This window comes from Methylobacterium sp. Leaf456 (genome assembly GCF_001425465.1).
Classification (GTDB): domain Bacteria; phylum Pseudomonadota; class Alphaproteobacteria; order Rhizobiales; family Beijerinckiaceae; genus Methylobacterium.
In genome coordinates, this window is sequence record NZ_LMQV01000004.1 from 62,429 (window position 1) to 80,460 (window position 18,032).

The following is an 18,032-nucleotide window of genomic DNA, read 5'->3' on the forward strand; positions in this document are numbered from 1 at the left end:
CCACGGCCGGGCCGGCGCCACTGCGCCGGCCCGATGCGCCACATCCAAGAATCGGAAGAAGGGAGCTGACCCGATGTCGGCCCGGACCCGCGGCGCGCGGCGCGCCCTCCTGATCGCCGGCCTGCTCGCGCACGCCCTGCCGGCGGCGGCGCAGACGGTGGTTCACAACAAGGACGAGCGGCCCGATCCCTGGGTGGTCGGGACCTGCACCATCGCCCCTGGCGCGAAATGCGCGGGCGCCGACCTGCGCCACGCCGACCTTAAGAACGCTGACCTCGGAGGCGCCGACCTCACCGGTGCCAACCTCGCCCGCGCGGACCTGCGCGGGGCGAACCTGCGCGGCGCCATATTGGAAAAGGCCAATCTCAGCGGCGCCCAGCTCCAGATCGCCTTCATGCAGGGCGTGAAGGCCAAGGATGCCCGCTTCGTCGGGGCCAACCTCGACCATGCCCGCATCGTCGGCGGCGATTTCAGCGGCGGCGACTTCACGGTGGCCGACCTCGAAATGGTCCAGGCCAAGCGCGCCCAGTTCGTCGGCGCCCGCTTCATCGACACCGACCTGCAGGAAGCGAAGTTCTACGAGGTGAATCTCACCGGCGCGGTGATGGAGGGCGCCAAGATCCGCTTCGCGATCTTCCAAGATGCTTGGATGCAGGATTGCAAGGGCTGCCCGGTCCACTGGCAGACCGACAAGCCGGTCTGGGAGGCCTATCCGGCCGCGACCGCCCTGAAGCACGAGGACGAACCGCAGGCGGGCAAGTGACGGCGCGGCCGATGGCGCTGGCGATGCTCGGCACGGCCTTCTCTCTGCCGGCGCTGGCCGCGGGCGAGGCGGAGGCCGGGATGCGCGCGGCCTTCGCCAAGTGCCGCGCCACAGCCGAGGGCACCGAGCGGCTCGCCTGCTACGACCGGCTCGCCGCGCACCTCGCCCCGCCCCGCTTCCAGGGCCGCCTGACTGCGCAGACCGAGCCATTCGAGATCACCGCGCCGACGCTGCTGCGCTACGAGAGCGATGGCCCGATCTTCGTCCTGTACCTTAAGGACGCGGACGGCGGCATCGACCAGAACCTCCACATCGGCGGCGGCGGCAGCGCCACCCACCGCATCGACGCGCCCGGAACCTACTCGCTGCAGGTCAGCGGGTCGGAGACGTGGCGCATCTGGCTAGACCCGACCCCGTGAGCCGCTCGGCCGAAAACTTCCCCATCGAGACGAAAGGCATCCGCCGATGATCCGCATGCTCCGGGCCGCCGCCCTCGCCCTGCCACTGGCGCTCGCCGCGACCGCGCTCGTCCAGGCCCACGGCGACGGCGCGCCCTCGGCCATCGACACGACCGGCCTTGAGCCGCTCGGCGAGAACGACCGCGACAAGAACCCCTATGTCGGCAACGCCAAGGCGATCGAGATCGGCGCGTCCGGCTACAACAAGAACTGCGCCCGCTGCCACGGCATCGACGCCAAGTCCGGCGGCATGGCCCCGGACCTGCGCGAACTCGACAAGACCGAAGCCTCCGACATCTACTTCCTCACCCGCGTCCGCGGCGGCGCCCAGCGCGATGGCCGCTACCGCATGCCCCCCTTCGCCGACATCCTGAGCCAGGAGGCGATCTGGGCGATCCGCACCTACATCGAGAGCGAGGCCGGCAAGGATCCGGCCATCGCGGCCAAGATCAATTGATTCCGCGGATGCTCGCGCATTCGGCCTCGGCGCTCGCGCTGGCGGGGGGATTGCTCCTGCCCGCGCCCGCGTATGCCGAGGTCAAGGAATACCAGATCCGGCGCATGCTGATGCTGAAGACGGAGTGCACGGTGACCGGGCTCGACACCGCCCGGATCGCCGACGATCCGCGCCTGCGCGAGCGCTTCCTCGCGACCTGCGAGAACGTCAGCCACTATCCCGACGGGGTCGAGATCGTCTGCCCCGACACCGAGGACGAGCGCGACTGCACCCTGCTCACCGCCAAGCGCGAGTTTCCCCACCTGAGGCTGCTCGCGCGATGACGGCCCCCGCGCCCTGGCCCGGCCGCCTCTCGCTCGGCCTGCACTGGGGCGTCGGCGTGGGCGTGCTCGGATTGATCGCCTTCGGCTTCTGGCTGCGCACCGTGCCGGGCGGGCCGGACAAAACCGCGCTCGTCCAGATCCACAAATCCGTCGGCGTGCTCGTCTTTGCCGCCGCGCTCGCCCGCGTGGCGTGGCGGATGCGCGAGGGTTTTCCCGCGCCCGCCGGGCCGCACGCGCCCTGGGAGCGGCGCGGGGCGATCGCGCTCCACGTCTTCCTCATCGTGGCGACGCTGCTGATGCCGCTCTCCGGCATCCTGCGCTCGCTCGCCTATGCCCGCCCGGTCTCGGTGTTCGGGCTGCCGGTGATCCCGAAGCTGTTCGAGGCCAAGCACGAGACGCTCTACGCGGTGGCCTCTAACCTCCACGACGGGCTGGCGCTCGCCTTGAGTGCGGCGCTCGCGCTCCACGTCGCGGCGGCCCTCAAGCATCACTGGATCGACCGCGACGCCACGCTCACCCGCATCCTCGGCCTCGCCCGGAGGACCGGGCGATGAGGCGCGCCGCTCTCGCCGCCGCGTTCGGTCTCGCCGTCCTCGCGGGCGCCGCCCGGGCCGATGCCGCGTCCGACTTCGACAGCGACGAGACCACCGGCTACCGGGTGCAGAACTACCGCGCCCCGGTGACCCGCCCGGTCGAGGGCGGGACGCGAATCGATCTTCCCGCCCTCGACCGCCTGCGCGACGAGGGCGCGGTGCTGATCGACACCATGCCCCAGCGCGGCGGCTTCGACCCCGCCACCGGCGCGTGGCGCATCGTCGATCGGCGCGAGACGATACCCGGCGCGACGTGGCTGCCCGAGACCGGCCGCGGCCGGCTCGAACCGCGGCTCGCCGCCTACTTCGCCCGCCATCTTGCCCGCCTGACCGGTGGCGACCGGGGGCGCGCAATCGTGTTCTTCTGCCTCGCCGATTGCTGGATGTCGTGGAACGCGGTCAAGCGCGCCGCCGCGCTGGGCTACACCCGCCTCTCCTGGTTCGCCGACGGCACCGACGGCTGGACGGATGCCGAGCGCTCGCTGGTCGAGGCCGTCCCACCGCCCGTCCTACCCCTCGAAGACCGCTGAGCCGAGGCCCCGCGATGCCGTTCCTGTCCCCCTTCAGGCCCTTCATCGACCGGCCGCTCGCCCGCGCGGCGGCCCCATCCAGCGGCAGCCGCGACCCGCTCGATTCGCCGCTCTGGCCGATCATGGCCGAGCGCTATCTCGGCCGGCGCCGCGCCGTGTTCGACGACGCGGTGCAGGTGGTGCTGCCCCCCGTGACCGAGGACCAGACCCAGGTGCCGGTGACCGTCGATGCCCGCGCGCTGGGAAGCGCCGACGAGGTGCTCGTTATCGCCGACCTCAACCCGTTCCCGCTGACCCTGCGGCTGGAGCCGGTGGCGGCCAAGCCCTTCGTGGCGTTCCGCATGAAGATCGAGCAGGGCACGCCGATCCGCGCCGCCGTGCGCCGGGGCGACGTGTGGCACGTCGGCGGTCGCTATCTCGATGCGGCGGGCGGCGGCTGCTCGGTGCCGCCGGTGGTGGAGAAGAAGGTCGATTGGAAGAGCCTCGGCGAGACCCGCGCCCGGGTCTGGAGCGAGGCCGACGACCTTCGCCTGCGCCTTCGCATGACGCACCCGATGGACACCGGCATGCTCGCCAACATCCCGCTCTTCCTGATCGAGGAACTGAGCGTGGCCGATGCCGCGGGCGCGGTGCTGGCCCGCCTCACCCTGCAGGAGCCGGTGGCCGACAACCCGACCCTGACGCTCCTGCCGGACCGGCCGGCGGCTGGCGAGGCGCTGACACTGAAGGCGCGCAACACCAACGGCACGGTGTTCACGGCGCGGGTGCCGATCCCGCCGAATACGGCTTCCGCGGCCGCTCCGGCCGCCGGGCAGAAGGGACGGCTGTGATGCGCGAGACCACGCTCACCCGCCGCGCTGGCCTCGCCCTCGGGCTCTGCGCCACGGCCCTGCCCTGGCTCCCGGCCGAGGCCGCGCCGCTCGCCTACCCGCTCGCCCCGGTCGAGATCGCCCCCCGCGTCTGGACGATCTACGGCGCGCCGGAACCGATCACCCGCGCCAATGGCGGGGCGATCGCCAACATCACCGTGCTCGACACGAGCGACGGCGCGGTCCTGATCGATGCCGGCCCTTCGCATCGATACGGCACAGCGCTGAAGGCGCTGGCCGAGCGTCTGACCGGCAAGCCGGTCGTGCGGGTCTACCTCACCCACATCCACGCCGACCACGTGCTCGGCGCGACCGCCTTCGCCCCCGGCACGGTGAGCGGCGGCCCGGCGCTCCGCGGCGACCTGAAACGCGCCGGCACCGACCTTACCAACGGCATGTACCGGGTCGCGGGCGACTGGATGCGCGGCACCGGCGTGCCCGAACCCGGTCGGGTCGCGGAGGCAGGCGTCGAGATCATCGGCGAGCGCCGCTTCCGCATCCTGCCGCTCGCCGGCCACACCCGCGAGGACCTGTGCCTGTTCGAGGAATCGTCCGGCCTGCTGTTTCCAGGCGACCTCGTCTTCCTCGACCGTGCCGCCACCACCCCCGATGCCGATCCCGAGCGCTGGCGCGGCGCGCTGGCGAGCCTCGCCGAGATCGATCACCGCCTGCTGATCCCCGGCCACGGTCCGGTTGAGGCCGGGCGCCGCGGCATCGATCAGACGCGGCGCTGGCTCGACACGGTCGAGGCGCGCATCGGCGACGGCTTCTCACACGGGCTCGATGTGACCGAACTGATGGAAACACCCCTGCCGGACTGGACCGCCGGGCTCGCCGTGGCGCGCTACGAGTTCGCCCGTTCGGTGATGCATCTCCTGCCGGCCCTGGAACGCCGCGACCTGCCGCGACTGACTCCAGCTTGATCTGCGGCTCTGTCAGCCTGCCATACCCCTGCGAGGGGGAGCGCCTCAACTGCTGACGATATCTGAGGCTGTCACCAGGGGAATCGCGCTGCTTCGTCCAAAGGTCCGGTTAGCTCTGAGAACGGCAATTTAGTGTTGGCAAGCAGAATGTCTGCTCCTGGCGCACAGCCGAACAAGCCGGGGGCGAACTCCTGATTTCGACCTGCCGCCGACGGGTCTCTTCGCGCTGACGGGGCCGAGCGGAGCCGGAAAGTCGACCCTGCTGCGGGTTCTTGCCGGGATCGAGGCGCCGCTCGCCGGTACGGTACGATGGCCCGCGGACGGGCCGCCGACATGGGTCTCCGTCGAGAATCCGGTTCCGGCCGGAACGCTGCGCCGGGCGCTGGCGGAAGGTTCGCAGGCGACGCCCGAGGCGGTGGCGCGTGCCGCCGCGCGGCTCGGCCTCAGAGACGATCCGCACTGGCCCGGCGGCCTCGACGCCCCGATCCGGGCGGGTGCCGAGAACCTCTCCGGTGGACAGCGGGTGCGGATCGCGGTCGCCCGCCTGCTGCTGCGGCCGGGCCTCGCCTTCTGCGACGAGCCGACCGCCAAGCTCGATCCCGTGAACGCGGCCCGCGTCCGGCAGGCCCTGTGGGAGGCATCCCGCACCCGCCTCGTGATCGTCGCGACACACGATCCCGCGCTGGCGGCGCTCGCCGACCGGCGCGTGAATCTCGGGGACGCCCCTGCCGAGAGGCAAGCCGCATGACCCGTGTCCAGGTGGCTGCTCCGGAGAAGTCCGGGTGTCGAGAGGGCGAGCCCTCTCGCGGGTCCAGGGCGGAGCCCTGGAAGATCCGGGGCGCTGCCCCGGTCCCCGCCGAAGGGATGATCCCTTCGGGATCCCGTGACACGGCCCACCCCTGGCGCCTCGCCTTCGGTCTGGCCGCCTTGGCGGTCGCGGCCAACCTCGCGCTCGCCGGCACGGCCGCGTCCTTCCTGGCGGCGGTGGCGCTGGCCGGCGCCGGCCCGGCTGCGCTGGCCTTCAACATCCACCATCCGGCCGGGCTGGTGCGCCTGTTCGCACTGCTGCGCACCGGCGCGCGCTACGGCGAGCGCATGGCCGGCCATCGGGCGGCGCTCGCCGATCAGGTCCGCCGCCGGTCGCGCCTGTTCGCCGCCCTGGCGCGCGCACCGGAAAGCCGTGGCGCCGGCTGGCAGCTCGGCCGCCCGGAGCGGCTGGCCGATTACATCGACGACGTGGCCGACATCGATTTCGCCCGGCTGCGCGTCGGCTTCCCCCTCGCGACGACCGGCACGGCGCTGCTGGCGCTCGCGGTTGCCACGGCCTGGCTCGCCCCGCTCGCCCTCGTGCCGCTTGCCGGGTTGGCCGTGGCCGGCCTCGCCCGCGCCCGCGTCACCGCCCGCCGTCTGGCTGCGGGCGAGGTGCGGGTCCGGGCTGCCCGGCGGCGGGGTGCGGCGGATCTCGGCGCGGTGCTCGCCGGCGCCGTACCGCTGACCGCAGAGGGCCGGCGCGGGGCCGCCCTGAAGGCGGCCCTCGATCCCCTTCGCGACGCGGAGCGGGAGACGGCCGACGGGCGCCGGGCGCTCGCGCGGTTCGAGGCCCTGCTGGGGCTCGCCGGCCCTGGCACCGCCCTCGCCGTGCTGCTGGCGGCCTGGGCCGCGGGCCAGCGCGGCACGGGGCTGCTGCCGGCGACGTTCCTGGCCTTCGCGTGGCTCGGGATCGCCGAGCCGGTGCTCGCGCTGGCCCGCTCGCTCCTCGGCGCCGTTCGGGCCCGCGCCGCCCGCGCGGCCCTCGGAGACGGGGAGGGCGCACCGCCCAAACCGGAGTCGCCGCCCGTCACGGCTGCAGGGGCGCTCGCCCTGCGCGGCGTCCGCCTGCGGGCCCCCGGCGGGCGCGACCTCGGCCCCGCGCCGGACCTGACGATCGCCCCCGGCCGCCAGCTGGTGCTCGTCGGCGCCAGCGGATGCGGCAAGACCAGCCTGCTCAAGACCCTCGCGGGCTGGAGCGACGACCGGCCGGGCGAGGCGATCCGGCTCGGCGGCGTGTCGCTTCCGGCGCTCGGGCGACGGGCCGCGACGCATCTCGCCCTGCACGACGCGGCGATCCTCGCCGACACCGTCCGCGAGAACCTGTTCGCGCCGGGCGCGGCCGATTGCGACCTCTGGGCGGCGCTGGCCATGGTCGAACTCGCTGGCCGCATCCGCGCGGGCGGCGGCCTCGACGCCTGGATCGGGGAGGGCGACCTGTCGCTCGGCGAGGCCCAGCGCCTCGCTCTCGCCCGCGCGGCGCTCAGCCCGGCCCCCGTGATCCTGCTCGACGAGCCGGCCGAGCATCTCGGTGACGATCAGGCGGCGCGCATTCTCGCGCGCCTGCTGGCGGCCTGGGCCGATCGCGCCGTCGTGCTGACGAGCCATCGCCCCGATCTCGCGCTGCCCGCGCGGATCGTGTCGTTGGACGCAAGGCGCGACGCTGCCGACCGAGCCGTGAGCGCGGTTTGATCCATCGCAAGGGCCCGCGCCCGGAGACGGCGCACCGTTCGGACACGGCGATGTCGGCGCCGGAGTTCGGAGGGAGGCCAGCATGCGCACCATCTCCAACGGAGCCGAGGAAGCCTTCCTCGGCGTCTGGAACCTGTGTCTCGCCGCAGGGATGATGCTCGCTCCCTGGGCGCTGAGCTTCCTCGATCAGGCGCAAGCCACCTGGAACCTGTGGCTCTGCGCAGGCGCCGTCCTCGGGCTGGCGGTGCTGTCCCTGCTTCAGACCTACGACGTGGAGGAAGTTCTCCTCGCCCTCATCGGCGTCTGGGTCTGCGCGGGCCCGTGGGTCATGGGCTTCGACGACGCGCAGGTTCCCCTGATCATCCATCTCGGCTTCGGCCTCGCCCTCGTGGTCTCGGCGCTCGCCGAATTGTGGCGCCTGCGCGAGGCGCCGGACGCACGCTCGTTCTGACGATCTGGAGCCGGCCCGGACGATGACCCCGCCCAGCGATCTCCTGAACCTCGTCCTGGCGCTGGTCTTCGTCGCGGGCTGCCTCGGCATCCATGCCGGGCGCCATCGGCCGGGCGACGTCACCCTCCTCCTCGTGCTGGCCTTGATCGGGACCGTGAACCTGTTCGGCGTGGCGGTGCTGTCCCGGCTGGGGCCGGCGATGGACCCGCATCAAGCCGCCCTGATCGCGAGCGTTCGCCCGCGACACGACTGATCCGCGGCCTCGGATCGAAGCCTTGCGCTGGATCAAAGCCGGCCTCGCCCGTCGCCCTCACCATGGCCATGCGTGAAATTTGGAGGGACGACGATGACATCGGTCGCGAGAGCCGTGTCGGGGATGACGGTGCGGGCCGTCGGGATGCCGCGGGGAGCCGGCCGCTGGGCGCCTCCGCGGGCGGCGAACGCCCAGGACACGATCGAGGACGGATACCGGCATGAGAGCATCGGCAGCCTGCAGGCGCTCGGCCTCGCCGTCGCCGCCTCGATCCTGCTGACCGGCCTGCTCTGGGTCGCCCTCTGATCCGGGCCGGCGAACCGCGGCGCGCTTGTTCCGATGCAGGCCAAGGTGCTCCGCCGGGTCGAGGCCTGCGCCGTCTGCCGGACGGAACGCCACCTTATCGAAGGCGAACTGCCTCAGGCGGTCTATCCCGCCGTCACAGGGCACGAAATCGTCGGCACGGTCGAGGTCCTCGCACCCAGCGTGCGGGAGCCGCGGCTCGGTGTGCCGGGCTGATCGGATGGCGCACCCTGGGGATGGCGGGCGAGGCCCGCACGGTCGGGCTCTACGGCTTCGGCGCCGCAGCCTACATCGTCGCCCCGCTCTGCCGCCGGCAGGGCTGCCGGGTCTTCCCCTTTCCCCGTCCGGGCGACGGCTCGACGCAGGACTTCGCCCGCGCGCTCGGTGCCGAATAGGCCGGCGGCGCGGACAAGGCGGCGCCCGAGCCCCTGGACGCGGCACAGATCTTCGCCCCCGACGGCCGGCTGGTGCCGGTGGCCGTTGCAGCGGGGCGCAAAGGGGACCGGGTCGTCTGCGGCGGCATCCACATGAGCGCGATCCCCTCCTTCCCCTCCGCGCGGCGGTGGGGTGAGCGCGCGCTGCTCTCGGTCGCCAACCTCACCCGGGCCGACGCCCGCCCCTTCTTCGCTGCCGCGACGGCCGGGATCGTCACCCGCACCCATCCCTTCCCGCTGGCGCGGGCGAACGAGGCCATCGCCGGCCACCGCGCCGGTTCGCTCAACGGCACCGCAGTGCTCGTGCCGTTGCCGAGGGCCTTGCGCTGGATCAAGGCCGCGTCATTGCCCCGCGCCCAGGCTGTGGCCATCGTCAGCAGCGGAGGCCACGCGATGCGCCAGTACCTCGTCAACTTCTACAAAGTCGTCACCGACGACCATGGCCACGACCGCAGCATCCTCCAGCATCAAGCCCTCGTCAGGGCCCGGTCGGAGGTGTCGGCCCTGTTCGAGGCGAAGGCGATGTTCCGCGAGGCGATGGGCGTCGCCGATTGGCGCTTGCGCGCCGATGCCTGCGAGGCCGTCACGCTGGCGGACGTCGCCGCCTGAAGCGGCGGGAGGAGGAAGATGAGGAGGGAGACATGGACCGCGAACTCACCGAACCGGTTCATTGGCGCGGGCGGCATTGGGCGGTGACCGGCTACGGCATCGAGGCCCTCGACGGCCTCTACCACGTGCCGGCCTCCGACATCTGGCCCGAGGGGGCGCCGCCGCCGGACTGGATTCAGGCGCTGCGCCGCCGCTACGGGACCGATTGCGACGATCTGGACGAGGCCGTCCGCGTCGCCCGTCTCGTCTTCGCGCCGGAGGCCGGCACACCGTGAGCGACGCGCGTCTCGACAGCCCGGCCGGGGAGGGCGACGCGCTCGCGGGCGAGGACGACGATGCGGAGGAGAGCCCGGTCGTTGGCCCGTCGAAGCCGCGCCTGCTGCGCGTCCTCGGCCCCGGCCTGATCACCAGCGCCTCCGACGACGACCCCAGCGGAATCGCGACCTACGGCCAGGCCGGGGCCCAGCTCGGCTACGGCCTGTGCTGGACCCTGCTCTACAGTCTCCCCCTGATGGTGGCGGTACAGATGATCTCCGCCCGGATCGGACGCACCACCGGCCACGGCATCGCGGGCGTGCTGGCGCGTCACCATCCGGGCGCCGTGCTGCAAGGCGTCGTCCTGCTGCTCTTGGCGGCCAACGTCCTCAACCTCGGGGCCGATCTCGGCGCCATGGCCGACGCCGTGACCCTGCTGCTGCCGGGGCCGCGCTGGGCCTACGTCGTCGCCTTCGCGCTCGGCTGCACGCTGATGCAGGTGGGCCTGCGCTACGCACGCTATGTCGCCGTGCTCAAATGGTTGACGCTGAGCCTGTTCGCCTATCCGGCGGTGCTGGCCGTCGCCCACGTCTCGTGGCGCGACCTCGCCCTCGGCGTGCTGCTGCCGCGGCTCGACGCCAGCCGGGAGACGCTGACCACCCTGGTCGCGCTGTTCGGCACCACCATCAGCCCGTACCTGTTCTTCTGGCAGGCGGCCGAAGAGGCCGAGGACCTCGTCGCCTATCCGCGGCGGAGCGACCTGCTCCACGCACCGGACCAGGGTGGGCCGGCGCTGCGGCGCATCGAGATCGACACCCTCGTCGGCATGGGTTTCTCCAACCTCGTGGCGCTCGCCATCATGGCGACCACCGCCGCCGTCCTGCACGCAAACGGCGTCGCCGACATCCGCACCTCCGCCGACGCCGCCGAGGCGCTGCGGCCGCTCGCCGGACCGTTCGCCTCCGGTCTGTTCGCGCTGGGCATCGTCGGCACCGGTCTGCTGGCGGTGCCGGTGCTCGCGGGGTCCGCGGCCTACGCGATCGGCGAGGCCCGGCGCTGGCCGGTCGGCTTCGGCCGGCGTGTCCTGGAGGCGCGCGCCTTCTACGCCACGGTCGCCCTCGCCACCGGATTCGGCATGGCGGTGAGCCTCGGCGCCATCGATCCGATCCGGGCGCTGTATTGGAGCGCTGTGGTCAACGGCGTGGTCGCGGTGCCGATCATGGCGGTGATGATGCGGATCGCGGCCCGGACCGGCATCATGGGCGCCTTCGCGATCCGCGGTCCCCTGCGGGCGCTGGGCTGGATCGCGACCGTCCTCATGCTCGGTGCCGTCCTCGCGATGTTCGGGATGGTCTGGCTGAACCGAGTGGTTGCCTGCTCAGGATGTCTACAGTCGCCACCAATGGGACTCCGAGCAGATCATCTTGTCGGCAACGTAGATAGACCAAATGGCCTAATCTTTTTGTGGTGTATGATTCTCGATACTTCTCACAGATTGGAAGTCGGGATAGGTATTTGCATGGGGGCGACCCCGATTCGGGAGGTGAGACGTGTTGAGTTCGACCGGACCATCCACGCGCCCCTGCCTCCATGATCATACGGACGGCGGTTGCGCCACCTGCAAGGTCCGCCTCCTCAGCGTCTGCGGGGCGCTGACGGGCGAGGATCTCGACGATTTGGAGGCGCTGAGTCAGTCCCTCCATCTGGCACCGCATCAGGCACTGTTCCGGCAGGGTGACCCGGTTGACGCGGTCTACAACGTGACGGAGGGCATAGTGCGGGTGTCGCGCCTGCTCCCGGACGGGCGCCGTCACGTCATGGGCTTCGCCATGGTGGGCGACTTCCTCGGTCTCGCACTGCCGGAGCGCTACACCGTCACCGCCGAGGCGCTCGGCCCCACCAGCCTGTGCCGGTTCGAGAAGCGCGCCTTCGCCGGCCTCGTGGCGGGCAAGCCCCGCCTCCTCCAGCGCCTGCACGAGCGGGCGGGCTACGAACTCACCCTGGCGCAGGACCACATGACCCTGCTCAGCCGCCGCACCGCCGAGGAGAAGGTCGCGAGCTTCCTTCTCGCGCTCCGCGAGCGCTACATCCGCATCGGGCAGACCTCGGTGACCGTCGCCCTGCCGATGGGCCGGCAGGACATCGCCGACCACCTGGGTCTCACCATCGAGACGGTCAGCCGCCTGCTGACCCGGCTCGATCGCGAGAAGGCGGTGCTGATCGTGCCCGGCGGGGTGCGCCTCGTCGATTTCGGCCGACTCGAACGCCTCGCCGCCGCCTGAAGGAGGCGTCATCGTTCGAGGGTCTTCAGATAGGCGATGAGATTCTGCGCCTCGTCCGGGTCGAGCCGGAACTCCGGCATGGTCGGGTGCCCGGTGACGATGCCCTCGGCCAACGCCTCGGCCAGATCCTCGACGGGATATCGCCGGTGCAGGTCACGGAAGGGGGGCGCTTCCGTGAGCGGGCTGACGCCGACGCGTCCCACGGCGTGGCAGCGGGCGCAAGTCGCGAGCGCGATGCTTTCGCCGCGCCGCGTGCTCGGCCCGGCCTGCGCGGCAAGTGGCAGCAGCGCAAGCGCGATGGCGAGGACACGGCGCATCAGTGGCACATCAGGCAGCAGACGGTGCTGCTCCGCAGGACGTCGCGGGTGACGCCGCCGAACACCCATTCCCTCAGGCGGGAATGGCCGTAGGCACCCATCACGAGGAGGTCGGCGTCCTGAGCCCGCGCGAAGCGCAGGATCTCGGCGGCGTCGGTGTCGACCGTGCGCAGGAAATGGGTGGTGACGGCGGCGCCGTGCCGGGCGAGATGGGCGGCCACGTGCTCGCCGCCTTCCAGCCGGGCATCCGCTCCGGTGGTCACGACATGGACCTGATCGGCGTTGCGGATGAAGGGCAGGACCGCCGAGACGGCGCGGCGCGGCGCCGGACCGTCCTTCCACGCCACCACGATGCGGGCGCCCTTGAGGTGCTCGAGCCCCGGCGGGACGACGAGCACCGGACGGCCGGCCTCCATCATCACCGGCCCGGGCGGCACGTCGAGCTGGCGCGGTGTCTCGTCCTCCGGGCCCCGGCGGCCGAGAACGACGAGGTCGGCCGCCCGCGCCTCGGCCACGAGATGGATCACCGGGCCGGCCAGCGCCGGATGCCACTCGCTCCGCACCCCCTCGCCGAGGTTGCCGGAGAAGATCTTTCCGGCCTGGTCCAGCACCGCGCGGATCTTCGCGGCGTTCTCCTCTTCCTGGCGCTGGGCATCGTAGATGTCGTGGACGAGCAGCGGCGCCGGCACCTTCCCGGCAGCGGCCCCGGTCAGCATGGCCTCGAACCGCCGCGCGAGCCCCGCGGCGAGCCGGATCCGACCCGCCGCCGCCTCCGTGAGATCGACCGAGACGAGGATGTTCGCGTAGCTCATGACGGTCTCTCCCAGGGCCGCTCGACCGATCCCGCGGACGATCCTCGCCGTCGAGGAGCGACCGGGCCTTGATCCAGCGCAAACGCTCCGGTCCCGTCTCAGGCCGAGAGGGGCCTCTCAAGCCTTCGGCGCGGCCGGCTCCGCCGGGACGGCGCCGGATCCGACCGCGGTCGCCGACGGAGGAACCGGTGCCGCCGAGCCGGCCCGGCGGCGCAGGCGCAGCATCGGCCGCTCGATCGCGAACCAACCGAGCGCCGACAGCAGCCCCGTCAGGGCGAGGTAGGCCGTGACTTGGAGAAGGGGCGTCGGTGCGAAGGCATAGGCGGCGATCATCCCGGCGAGCCAGTGCCAGAGATAGATCGAGTAGCTGAGGCGTCCGATCAGGACCGGAATCCGCCGCTCCAGCATGCGGCGCAGGCCCGAGGTGCCGACGAGGAGCGCGGGGACCAAGATCAGGAAGGCGAGGCCCTGGACGGTGTAGCGGGAGACGTCGCGGAACGTCTCGTCGCGCACGAGAAACCCCGCGGCGAGGAGACCGAGCGCGGCCGCCTGCGCGCTGCGGGCGCGCAGGATCAACAGGAAGCGCCGCGTCTCGCTCTGGACGACGAGCAGAGCGGCGAGCGCGCCGAAGGCGAGGGAATCGAAGCGCGTGTCGGTGGCGGCGTAGATGCGCAGCTCCGGCGCGGCCCCGCAGGCGGTCGCCGGCTGTGGGTCCTGGCAGAGCGCGTGGAGATGGGCGCGCCAGGCCGGCTCCACGAGGCAGACGACGACGAGGAACCCGGCGGAGGCCCGCCATCCCCCCCAGCGCAGCAGCGCGAGCAGGGTGAGCGGCCAGACCAGATAGAAATGCTCCTCGACGGCGAGCGACCACAGGATGCTGAAAGGGTGCGCCACCGCCACCGGGCCGTGGGCGCCTGCGACCGTCAGGTCCGAGCGGTAGCCGGCGACGATGTCGTAGTAGTTCGCCCCGTAGAGCAGCGCCGAGGCCCATTCGGCGGCGGTGAGCGATCCGCCCATCGCCCGGAAGACCGCGCCGGTGACGACGATGAAGACGAGGGCGGCGGGCAGGAGCCGCAACATGCGCCGCAGGTAGAAGCCGAAGAAATCGATGCGGCCGGTGCGGAGATACTCGTCGGCGAGCTGCCCGGTCAGCAGGTAGCCGCTGATGAAGAAGAACAGCGTCACGCCGAACCCGCCGGGCACGATATGGGCGGGTGCCGCGTGCGAGGCCACGACGAGGAGCACGGCCACCGCCCGCAAGCCGTCGAGCGCCGGAAGGTAGCGGGTCGGCAGCAGGGCCGCCCGGTCCCGCTCGGGCTCGGTGGCGGCGGCGATCCCGGCCGGGAGAATGATGTCGGCCCCGCTCATCGCCGTGCCTCCTCCGCCTCGCCCGGTGGAACGAAGACGCGGATGCGGTCGATCTCGAGCTGCGCCGGGAACGACGTCGTCGCGTCGGGGCTGCCGGTCCACGTGCCGCCCACCGCGAGGTTGAGGAGCAGGAACATCGGCTGGTGCAGGTCGGCGGGGGTCGCCGCCGCGAAGACCGGCGCGCCGTCGAAGGACCAGACGATGCTCTCAGAGGTCCACGTCACCGCGTAGGTGTGGAACGCCTCCGACAGGTCGGGCACCGGCACCTTGCGCTGTTCCTGCCGGTGGCGCCCGCCCTCGTTCGTGTGCAGCGTGACGTCGAGCGTGGTGGTGCGGTCCCCGTAGACCTCGAGGACGTCGATCTCCGGCGGCCATCCGCCCGCCCGCGCGAGCAGCCAGAAGGCCGGCCATAGGCCCTTCCCGCGCGGCATCCTGGCCCGGATCTCGGCATAGCCGTAGCGGAAGGCGAAGCTCCCGTGCGTCGTCAGCATGCCGGACGCGTAGGACAGGCCCTGGGCCGCGCGGCGCTCCGGGACCGAGAGCGGCCACGCCCGGATCGTCAGCACGCCGTCTGTAACCGAGAACGGGTTCGCGCCCGCGAGCGGCACCATCTCCCGGTCGGGGCGGGGATCGACGTAGTATTCCAGCTCCCGGTTGCCGCGGTTGGTCCGCCAGCCGTCGGGATAGGCGAAGGCGAAGCGGCCGGGCGCCATCACCGATGTGTCGAGGCTGTCGAACGCCTCCGAGAAGGCGAGGCGCCAGCCCGCGGGCGGGCCCGGCGCCTCCGCGGCCGGCAGCGGCCCACCCGCAAGGAGCGCGACGAGGGCGAACGCACCGATTTCCCGACATCTCGCGCTCATGGGACTGCGCCCTCCCGGCCCGCCTGCGGGGGAGGCCGCACCCGCCACGAGGCGTCGCGCGCCAGCACCGAGAACACGACGAGGTTCTGCAGGGCCGGCATGATGAAGATCGGCGCCTCGCTCAGGCCCGAGACGGCCATCAGCAGGGTCACCTGATCGCGGGTCGGGTCGGGCGAGCGGACGAGGCGCCACAGCAGGCCGGCGACGAAGCCGAGGCCGGGCAGCGCGCCGAGGAAGCCGAGGCCGAGCACGAGCTGGACGCTCATGTTGTGGGTGTTGACGTGGCTTCCGTAGAAGGTGGTCGGAACGCTGTCGGCGATGAGCTGCTCGGTGCCGTTGTAGCCCCAGCCCAGCAGCGGGCGCTGCGCGATCAGGTCGGCGGCGACCGCCCATATCTCGGTGCGCCCGGTCAGCGTTGTCAGCTCGCTCGCCGACCCGCTGCGGGTGAGGCCCCCGAACAGCCCGTCGAACCCGGCGAGGCCGCCGAGCGAGACGACGAGCAGGGCGAGCGCCGCCGCGACGGCGACCGGAACAGCCAGTACCTGCAGGCGCCCGCGCTCGCGCAGGGCCACCAGCGCCCAGGCGAGCAGGCAGGCGAGCAGCGTGGTGCGGCTGTTCGACAGCAGGATCGCGGCGACCGCCACGACGAGGCAGGCCAGGAAGGCGCCGCGGGTCAGGTGCCGCTCGCGGCGGGCACAGACGGCGAGCGTCAGCAGGTAGCCGGCCTGCTGCGCGCAGACGTTCGGCTGGCCGGACACGCCCTGGAAGCGCCATTGCGGCTCCCCGTGCGAGGGCGGAATCCAGCCCATGTCCGGCACGAGGTTGCCCACCACGAGGCCGCCGCCGATGAGCGCGAACAGGCTGCCGGTCATCACCCGCAGGGCCGTCCGCTCGGGCAGGCGGACGGCGACGAGGCAGGCGAGACCGAGATAGCCGATCAGCCCGATCCCGTTGACGAAGGTGTAGAGTGGCGCGAGCGACCACGCGGCCGAGACCGTGGCGAGGACGACGTGCAGACCGGCCAGCGCCAGCACGGGATCGCGCAGCAACCAAAGGAAGCGGCGGGCCTGGAGCAGCGTGACGGCGGCGAGGAACAGCCACGCCATCAGCTTCAGGGCGTTCTGCGGGGTGAGGCCGACCTCGCCCTCCTCACGCTGGTCGAACGCGACGTTGAGGCCGGCGAGCACGATCACGAGCACGAGGGCGAGGCCCACGGGCCGCGCCGCCGCGGCTCCGGCGAGCACCAGCGTCAGGACGGCCAGCAGCGCGGCGAGCGCGGGCGCGGCGTAGACCGCGGACCCGAGACGGGGCCCGAGGGCGACCGCGCCGGCCCAGGCCGCGCCGATGAGGAGCGGGATCAGGAGGAGGCTGCGGTCGAGGGAGGCCGCGTCAGCGCGCGGCATCGGCGACCGCTCCCGCTCTCGCGCCGACGACGAGCTGATCCGGCCGGATCACGATCTCGATCACGTCGTCGGGCAGGATCGCCGTGTCCTCCTCGGCGGCGAGGCGGACGGTCCCGTCCGGGCCCTTGCGGTGGATCAGGATGTCGGGGGCGCGGCCGGTGCCGCGCAGCTGCGCCTTGAGGGCGCCGGTATAGATCAGGCGCTCGCCCGCCGAGCGAACCTGCGCGCGCTCCCGCTCCATCTCGACCACGGTCGCCTGGAGGTTCTGGAGCAGGGCGGAGCGGTGCTCGTCCGCCGTGCGGTCGAGGCGGCGCTCCAGCTCGGCGAGTTCGCGCCGCGCCTGCGCCAGACGGGTGGTCGCGTCGGTCTGCTGGCCTTTCAGCATGGCGACCGCGCGCCGTTCGTCCTCCAGGCGGTAGGTCGGCGAGATGCCGCGGGCGGCGTTGGCCGCGGTCCGCTCGATCGCCAGGACCTGCTGCTCGACAGTCGCCTGGCTCTCGCGCAGCGACCTCTCGAGGCCGGCGACGGTCGACTTGGCCTGTCCGATCAGCGCCTCGATGGACTGGCGTTCCTTGCGGAAGTTGGAGACGCGGGTGGCGAGGTCGCGGCTCTCCAGGCTGGCGATCTGCTCGATGACGCGGGGCTCGACCGGGGCCTGCTTCAGGACGGCGAGATCGATGCTGTCGCGCCCGTCGATCTCGGCCTGGAGGCTCAGCACCCGCGCTTGGCGGCGGACGAACTCGACCCAGTGCGAGTCGTATTGGCTCTGCATCTCGGGGGCGGCGAGAAGCGGGTTCTCGGCGCGGAAGCGCAGCGCGTCGTAGCCGCCCGCGACCGTCACCGCGTGGCGCACCGTCATGCCGGGTCGGTAGGGCAGGGCGCCGGGGCGGGCGACGTCGCCGCCGATGTAGAACGGGCGGTGCTCGACGAGTTCCACCGTGACGTCCGGGTTGCGCACGGTCCCGCTCGCCTCCAGCCCGGCGGTCACCGCCCTGCGCAGCTCCGCGAGGCTGAGGCCCGCGGCCCGCGCCTCGCCGAGGAAGGGCAGGGAGACGCTGCCGTCAATGTTGACGGTGACGCGGCGGCGGTAGTCGGCCATGCCGAAGATCGCCACCTCGACGATGTCCCCGGTCCCGAGCCGGTACTGCGCCAAGGCGCCGTTGATGCCGAACGGCATCAGAAGAGCCGCGAGCCAGATCCGGGTTCCCAAAGGGATCATCCCTTTGGCGGGGTGTGGGGCGGAGCCCCATGACCGACCAGGGCTCCGCCC

20 protein-coding genes and 3 pseudogenes are annotated in these 18,032 nt (G+C 72.4%); 17 read left to right on the plus strand and 6 right to left on the minus strand.

The genetic code is table 11. The features are described 5' to 3' along the window. Positions 1–73: 73 nt before the first annotated feature. The 17 genes and pseudogenes from ASG52_RS05435 (at position 74) to ASG52_RS05520 (ending at position 12,002) form a co-directional block, all read left to right on the plus strand. Positions 74–763, plus strand: coding sequence for a pentapeptide repeat-containing protein (locus ASG52_RS05435; protein WP_056240151.1), 690 nt, complete (start codon positions 74–76; stop codon positions 761–763). Next, entirely contained in the window at positions 760–1,182 is a 423-nt protein-coding gene (locus ASG52_RS05440) for a hypothetical protein (protein WP_286158951.1), read from the plus strand. The genes ASG52_RS05435 and ASG52_RS05440 overlap by 4 nt, the downstream gene beginning before the upstream one ends. A 55-nt stretch (positions 1,183–1,237) precedes the next feature. After that, positions 1,238–1,678: a cytochrome c-550 PedF gene (gene pedF / locus ASG52_RS05445; RefSeq protein ID WP_210170404.1), complete on the plus strand. Its 441-nt coding sequence runs from the start codon at positions 1,238–1,240 to the stop codon at positions 1,676–1,678. Between the two features lie 8 nt (positions 1,679–1,686). After that, positions 1,687–2,001: a hypothetical protein gene (locus ASG52_RS05450; protein ID WP_056240158.1), complete on the plus strand. Its 315-nt coding sequence runs from the start codon at positions 1,687–1,689 to the stop codon at positions 1,999–2,001. Continuing rightward, positions 1,998–2,555: a cytochrome b gene (locus ASG52_RS05455; RefSeq protein ID WP_056240161.1), complete on the plus strand. Its 558-nt coding sequence runs from the start codon at positions 1,998–2,000 to the stop codon at positions 2,553–2,555. Before ASG52_RS05450 ends, ASG52_RS05455 begins: the two co-directional genes overlap by 4 nt. Continuing rightward, a complete protein-coding gene (locus tag ASG52_RS05460) occupies positions 2,552–3,124 on the plus strand; it encodes a rhodanese-like domain-containing protein (RefSeq protein ID WP_056240164.1) in 573 nt (190 codons plus the stop codon). Before ASG52_RS05455 ends, ASG52_RS05460 begins: the two co-directional genes overlap by 4 nt. A 14-nt stretch (positions 3,125–3,138) precedes the next feature. After that, positions 3,139–3,954, plus strand: coding sequence for a quinoprotein dehydrogenase-associated SoxYZ-like carrier (locus ASG52_RS05465; protein WP_082552367.1), 816 nt, complete (start codon positions 3,139–3,141; stop codon positions 3,952–3,954). After that, positions 3,954–4,916, plus strand: a complete 963-nt coding sequence (locus tag ASG52_RS05470; RefSeq protein WP_056240166.1) for a quinoprotein relay system zinc metallohydrolase 1 — start codon at positions 3,954–3,956, stop codon at positions 4,914–4,916. Before ASG52_RS05465 ends, ASG52_RS05470 begins: the two co-directional genes overlap by 1 nt. 142 nt (positions 4,917–5,058) lie before the next feature. After that, positions 5,059–5,664: pseudogene (locus ASG52_RS05475) on the plus strand (ATP-binding cassette domain-containing protein); the annotation flags it as partial. 116 nt (positions 5,665–5,780) lie between these two features. Then, positions 5,781–7,415 (plus strand): ATP-binding cassette domain-containing protein, encoded by a 1,635-nt coding sequence (locus ASG52_RS05480; RefSeq protein ID WP_056240167.1) that lies wholly within the window; start codon positions 5,781–5,783, stop codon positions 7,413–7,415. 82 nt (positions 7,416–7,497) lie between these two features. Then, a complete protein-coding gene (locus ASG52_RS05485) occupies positions 7,498–7,866 on the plus strand; it encodes an SPW repeat domain-containing protein (protein WP_056240169.1) in 369 nt (122 codons plus the stop codon). A gap of 22 nt (positions 7,867–7,888) precedes the next feature. Next, a complete protein-coding gene (locus ASG52_RS05490; RefSeq protein WP_056240171.1) occupies positions 7,889–8,119 on the plus strand; it encodes a hypothetical protein in 231 nt (76 codons plus the stop codon). A 93-nt stretch (positions 8,120–8,212) separates the two neighbouring features. Next, positions 8,213–8,425 carry a hypothetical protein gene (locus ASG52_RS05495; RefSeq protein ID WP_082552369.1) on the plus strand — a complete coding sequence of 71 codons (213 nt, stop codon included), beginning with the start codon at positions 8,213–8,215 and terminating at the stop codon, positions 8,423–8,425. A 27-nt stretch (positions 8,426–8,452) separates the two neighbouring features. Further along, positions 8,453–9,165: pseudogene (locus tag ASG52_RS25975) on the plus strand (alcohol dehydrogenase catalytic domain-containing protein); the annotation flags it as partial. A 332-nt stretch (positions 9,166–9,497) separates the two neighbouring features. Next, positions 9,498–9,740 carry a hypothetical protein gene (locus ASG52_RS05510; protein WP_056240182.1) on the plus strand — a complete coding sequence of 81 codons (243 nt, stop codon included), beginning with the start codon at positions 9,498–9,500 and terminating at the stop codon, positions 9,738–9,740. Beyond that, positions 9,737–11,062, plus strand: a pseudogene (locus ASG52_RS05515) (NRAMP family divalent metal transporter); the annotation flags it as partial. The gene ASG52_RS05510 and the pseudogene ASG52_RS05515, both read left to right, overlap by 4 nt. A 208-nt stretch (positions 11,063–11,270) precedes the next feature. Continuing rightward, on the plus strand, positions 11,271–12,002 hold the full coding sequence (locus ASG52_RS05520) for a Crp/Fnr family transcriptional regulator (protein WP_056240486.1): 732 nt from the start codon (positions 11,271–11,273) through the stop codon (positions 12,000–12,002). 8 nt (positions 12,003–12,010) lie between these two features. On the opposite strand, the gene ASG52_RS05525 is transcribed toward ASG52_RS05520, so the two are convergent. From ASG52_RS05525 to ASG52_RS05550, 6 genes are all read right to left on the minus strand, one after another. Then, positions 12,011–12,319, minus strand: a complete 309-nt coding sequence (locus tag ASG52_RS05525; protein ID WP_056240184.1) for a c-type cytochrome — start codon at positions 12,317–12,319, stop codon at positions 12,011–12,013. After that, the gene (locus ASG52_RS05530; RefSeq protein WP_056240185.1) at positions 12,319–13,131 is read right to left on the minus strand and encodes a universal stress protein; all 813 of its coding nucleotides are present in this window, start codon (positions 13,129–13,131) and stop codon (positions 12,319–12,321) included. Before ASG52_RS05530 ends, ASG52_RS05525 begins: the two co-directional genes overlap by 1 nt. Before the next feature lie 117 nt (positions 13,132–13,248). Beyond that, the gene (locus ASG52_RS05535) at positions 13,249–14,499 is read right to left on the minus strand and encodes an acyltransferase family protein (RefSeq protein ID WP_056240188.1); all 1,251 of its coding nucleotides are present in this window, start codon (positions 14,497–14,499) and stop codon (positions 13,249–13,251) included. Continuing rightward, complete coding sequence (locus ASG52_RS05540) at positions 14,496–15,359, minus strand: glycoside hydrolase family 16 protein (RefSeq protein ID WP_056240190.1); 864 nt, start codon at positions 15,357–15,359, stop codon at positions 14,496–14,498. Before ASG52_RS05540 ends, ASG52_RS05535 begins: the two co-directional genes overlap by 4 nt. Beyond that, entirely contained in the window at positions 15,356–16,762 is a 1,407-nt protein-coding gene (locus ASG52_RS05545; RefSeq protein ID WP_056240192.1) for an O-antigen ligase family protein, read from the minus strand. Before ASG52_RS05545 ends, ASG52_RS05540 begins: the two co-directional genes overlap by 4 nt. After that, entirely contained in the window at positions 16,749–17,972 is a 1,224-nt protein-coding gene (locus ASG52_RS05550; protein ID WP_162249972.1) for a polysaccharide biosynthesis/export family protein, read from the minus strand. The genes ASG52_RS05545 and ASG52_RS05550 overlap by 14 nt, the downstream gene beginning before the upstream one ends. Positions 17,973–18,032: the final 60 nt, after the last annotated feature.

Excerpts from the sequence above, each read along its gene's own strand:
- ASG52_RS05485 (WP_056240169.1), top strand. The coding sequence starts at position 7,498 with ATGCGCACCATCTCCAACGGAGCCGAGGAAGCCTTCCTCGGCGTCTGG.
- ASG52_RS05525 (WP_056240184.1), bottom strand. The coding sequence starts at position 12,319 with ATGCGCCGTGTCCTCGCCATCGCGCTTGCGCTGCTGCCACTTGCCGCG.
- ASG52_RS05530 (WP_056240185.1), bottom strand. The coding sequence starts at position 13,131 with ATGAGCTACGCGAACATCCTCGTCTCGGTCGATCTCACGGAGGCGGCG.
- ASG52_RS05510 (WP_056240182.1), top strand. The coding sequence starts at position 9,498 with ATGGACCGCGAACTCACCGAACCGGTTCATTGGCGCGGGCGGCATTGG.
- ASG52_RS05435 (WP_056240151.1), top strand. The coding sequence starts at position 74 with ATGTCGGCCCGGACCCGCGGCGCGCGGCGCGCCCTCCTGATCGCCGGC.
- ASG52_RS05535 (WP_056240188.1), bottom strand. The coding sequence starts at position 14,499 with ATGAGCGGGGCCGACATCATTCTCCCGGCCGGGATCGCCGCCGCCACC.
- ASG52_RS05490 (WP_056240171.1), top strand. The coding sequence starts at position 7,889 with ATGACCCCGCCCAGCGATCTCCTGAACCTCGTCCTGGCGCTGGTCTTC.
- ASG52_RS05465 (WP_082552367.1), top strand. The coding sequence starts at position 3,139 with ATGCCGTTCCTGTCCCCCTTCAGGCCCTTCATCGACCGGCCGCTCGCC.
- ASG52_RS05480 (WP_056240167.1), top strand. The coding sequence starts at position 5,781 with ATGATCCCTTCGGGATCCCGTGACACGGCCCACCCCTGGCGCCTCGCC.
- ASG52_RS05460 (WP_056240164.1), top strand. The coding sequence starts at position 2,552 with ATGAGGCGCGCCGCTCTCGCCGCCGCGTTCGGTCTCGCCGTCCTCGCG.
- pedF (WP_210170404.1), top strand. The coding sequence starts at position 1,238 with ATGCTCCGGGCCGCCGCCCTCGCCCTGCCACTGGCGCTCGCCGCGACC.
- ASG52_RS05470 (WP_056240166.1), top strand. The coding sequence starts at position 3,954 with ATGCGCGAGACCACGCTCACCCGCCGCGCTGGCCTCGCCCTCGGGCTC.
- ASG52_RS05545 (WP_056240192.1), bottom strand. The coding sequence starts at position 16,762 with ATGCCGCGCGCTGACGCGGCCTCCCTCGACCGCAGCCTCCTCCTGATC.
- ASG52_RS05450 (WP_056240158.1), top strand. The coding sequence starts at position 1,687 with ATGCTCGCGCATTCGGCCTCGGCGCTCGCGCTGGCGGGGGGATTGCTC.
- ASG52_RS05540 (WP_056240190.1), bottom strand. The coding sequence starts at position 15,359 with ATGAGCGCGAGATGTCGGGAAATCGGTGCGTTCGCCCTCGTCGCGCTC.
- ASG52_RS05495 (WP_082552369.1), top strand. The coding sequence starts at position 8,213 with ATGACATCGGTCGCGAGAGCCGTGTCGGGGATGACGGTGCGGGCCGTC.
- ASG52_RS05455 (WP_056240161.1), top strand. The coding sequence starts at position 1,998 with ATGACGGCCCCCGCGCCCTGGCCCGGCCGCCTCTCGCTCGGCCTGCAC.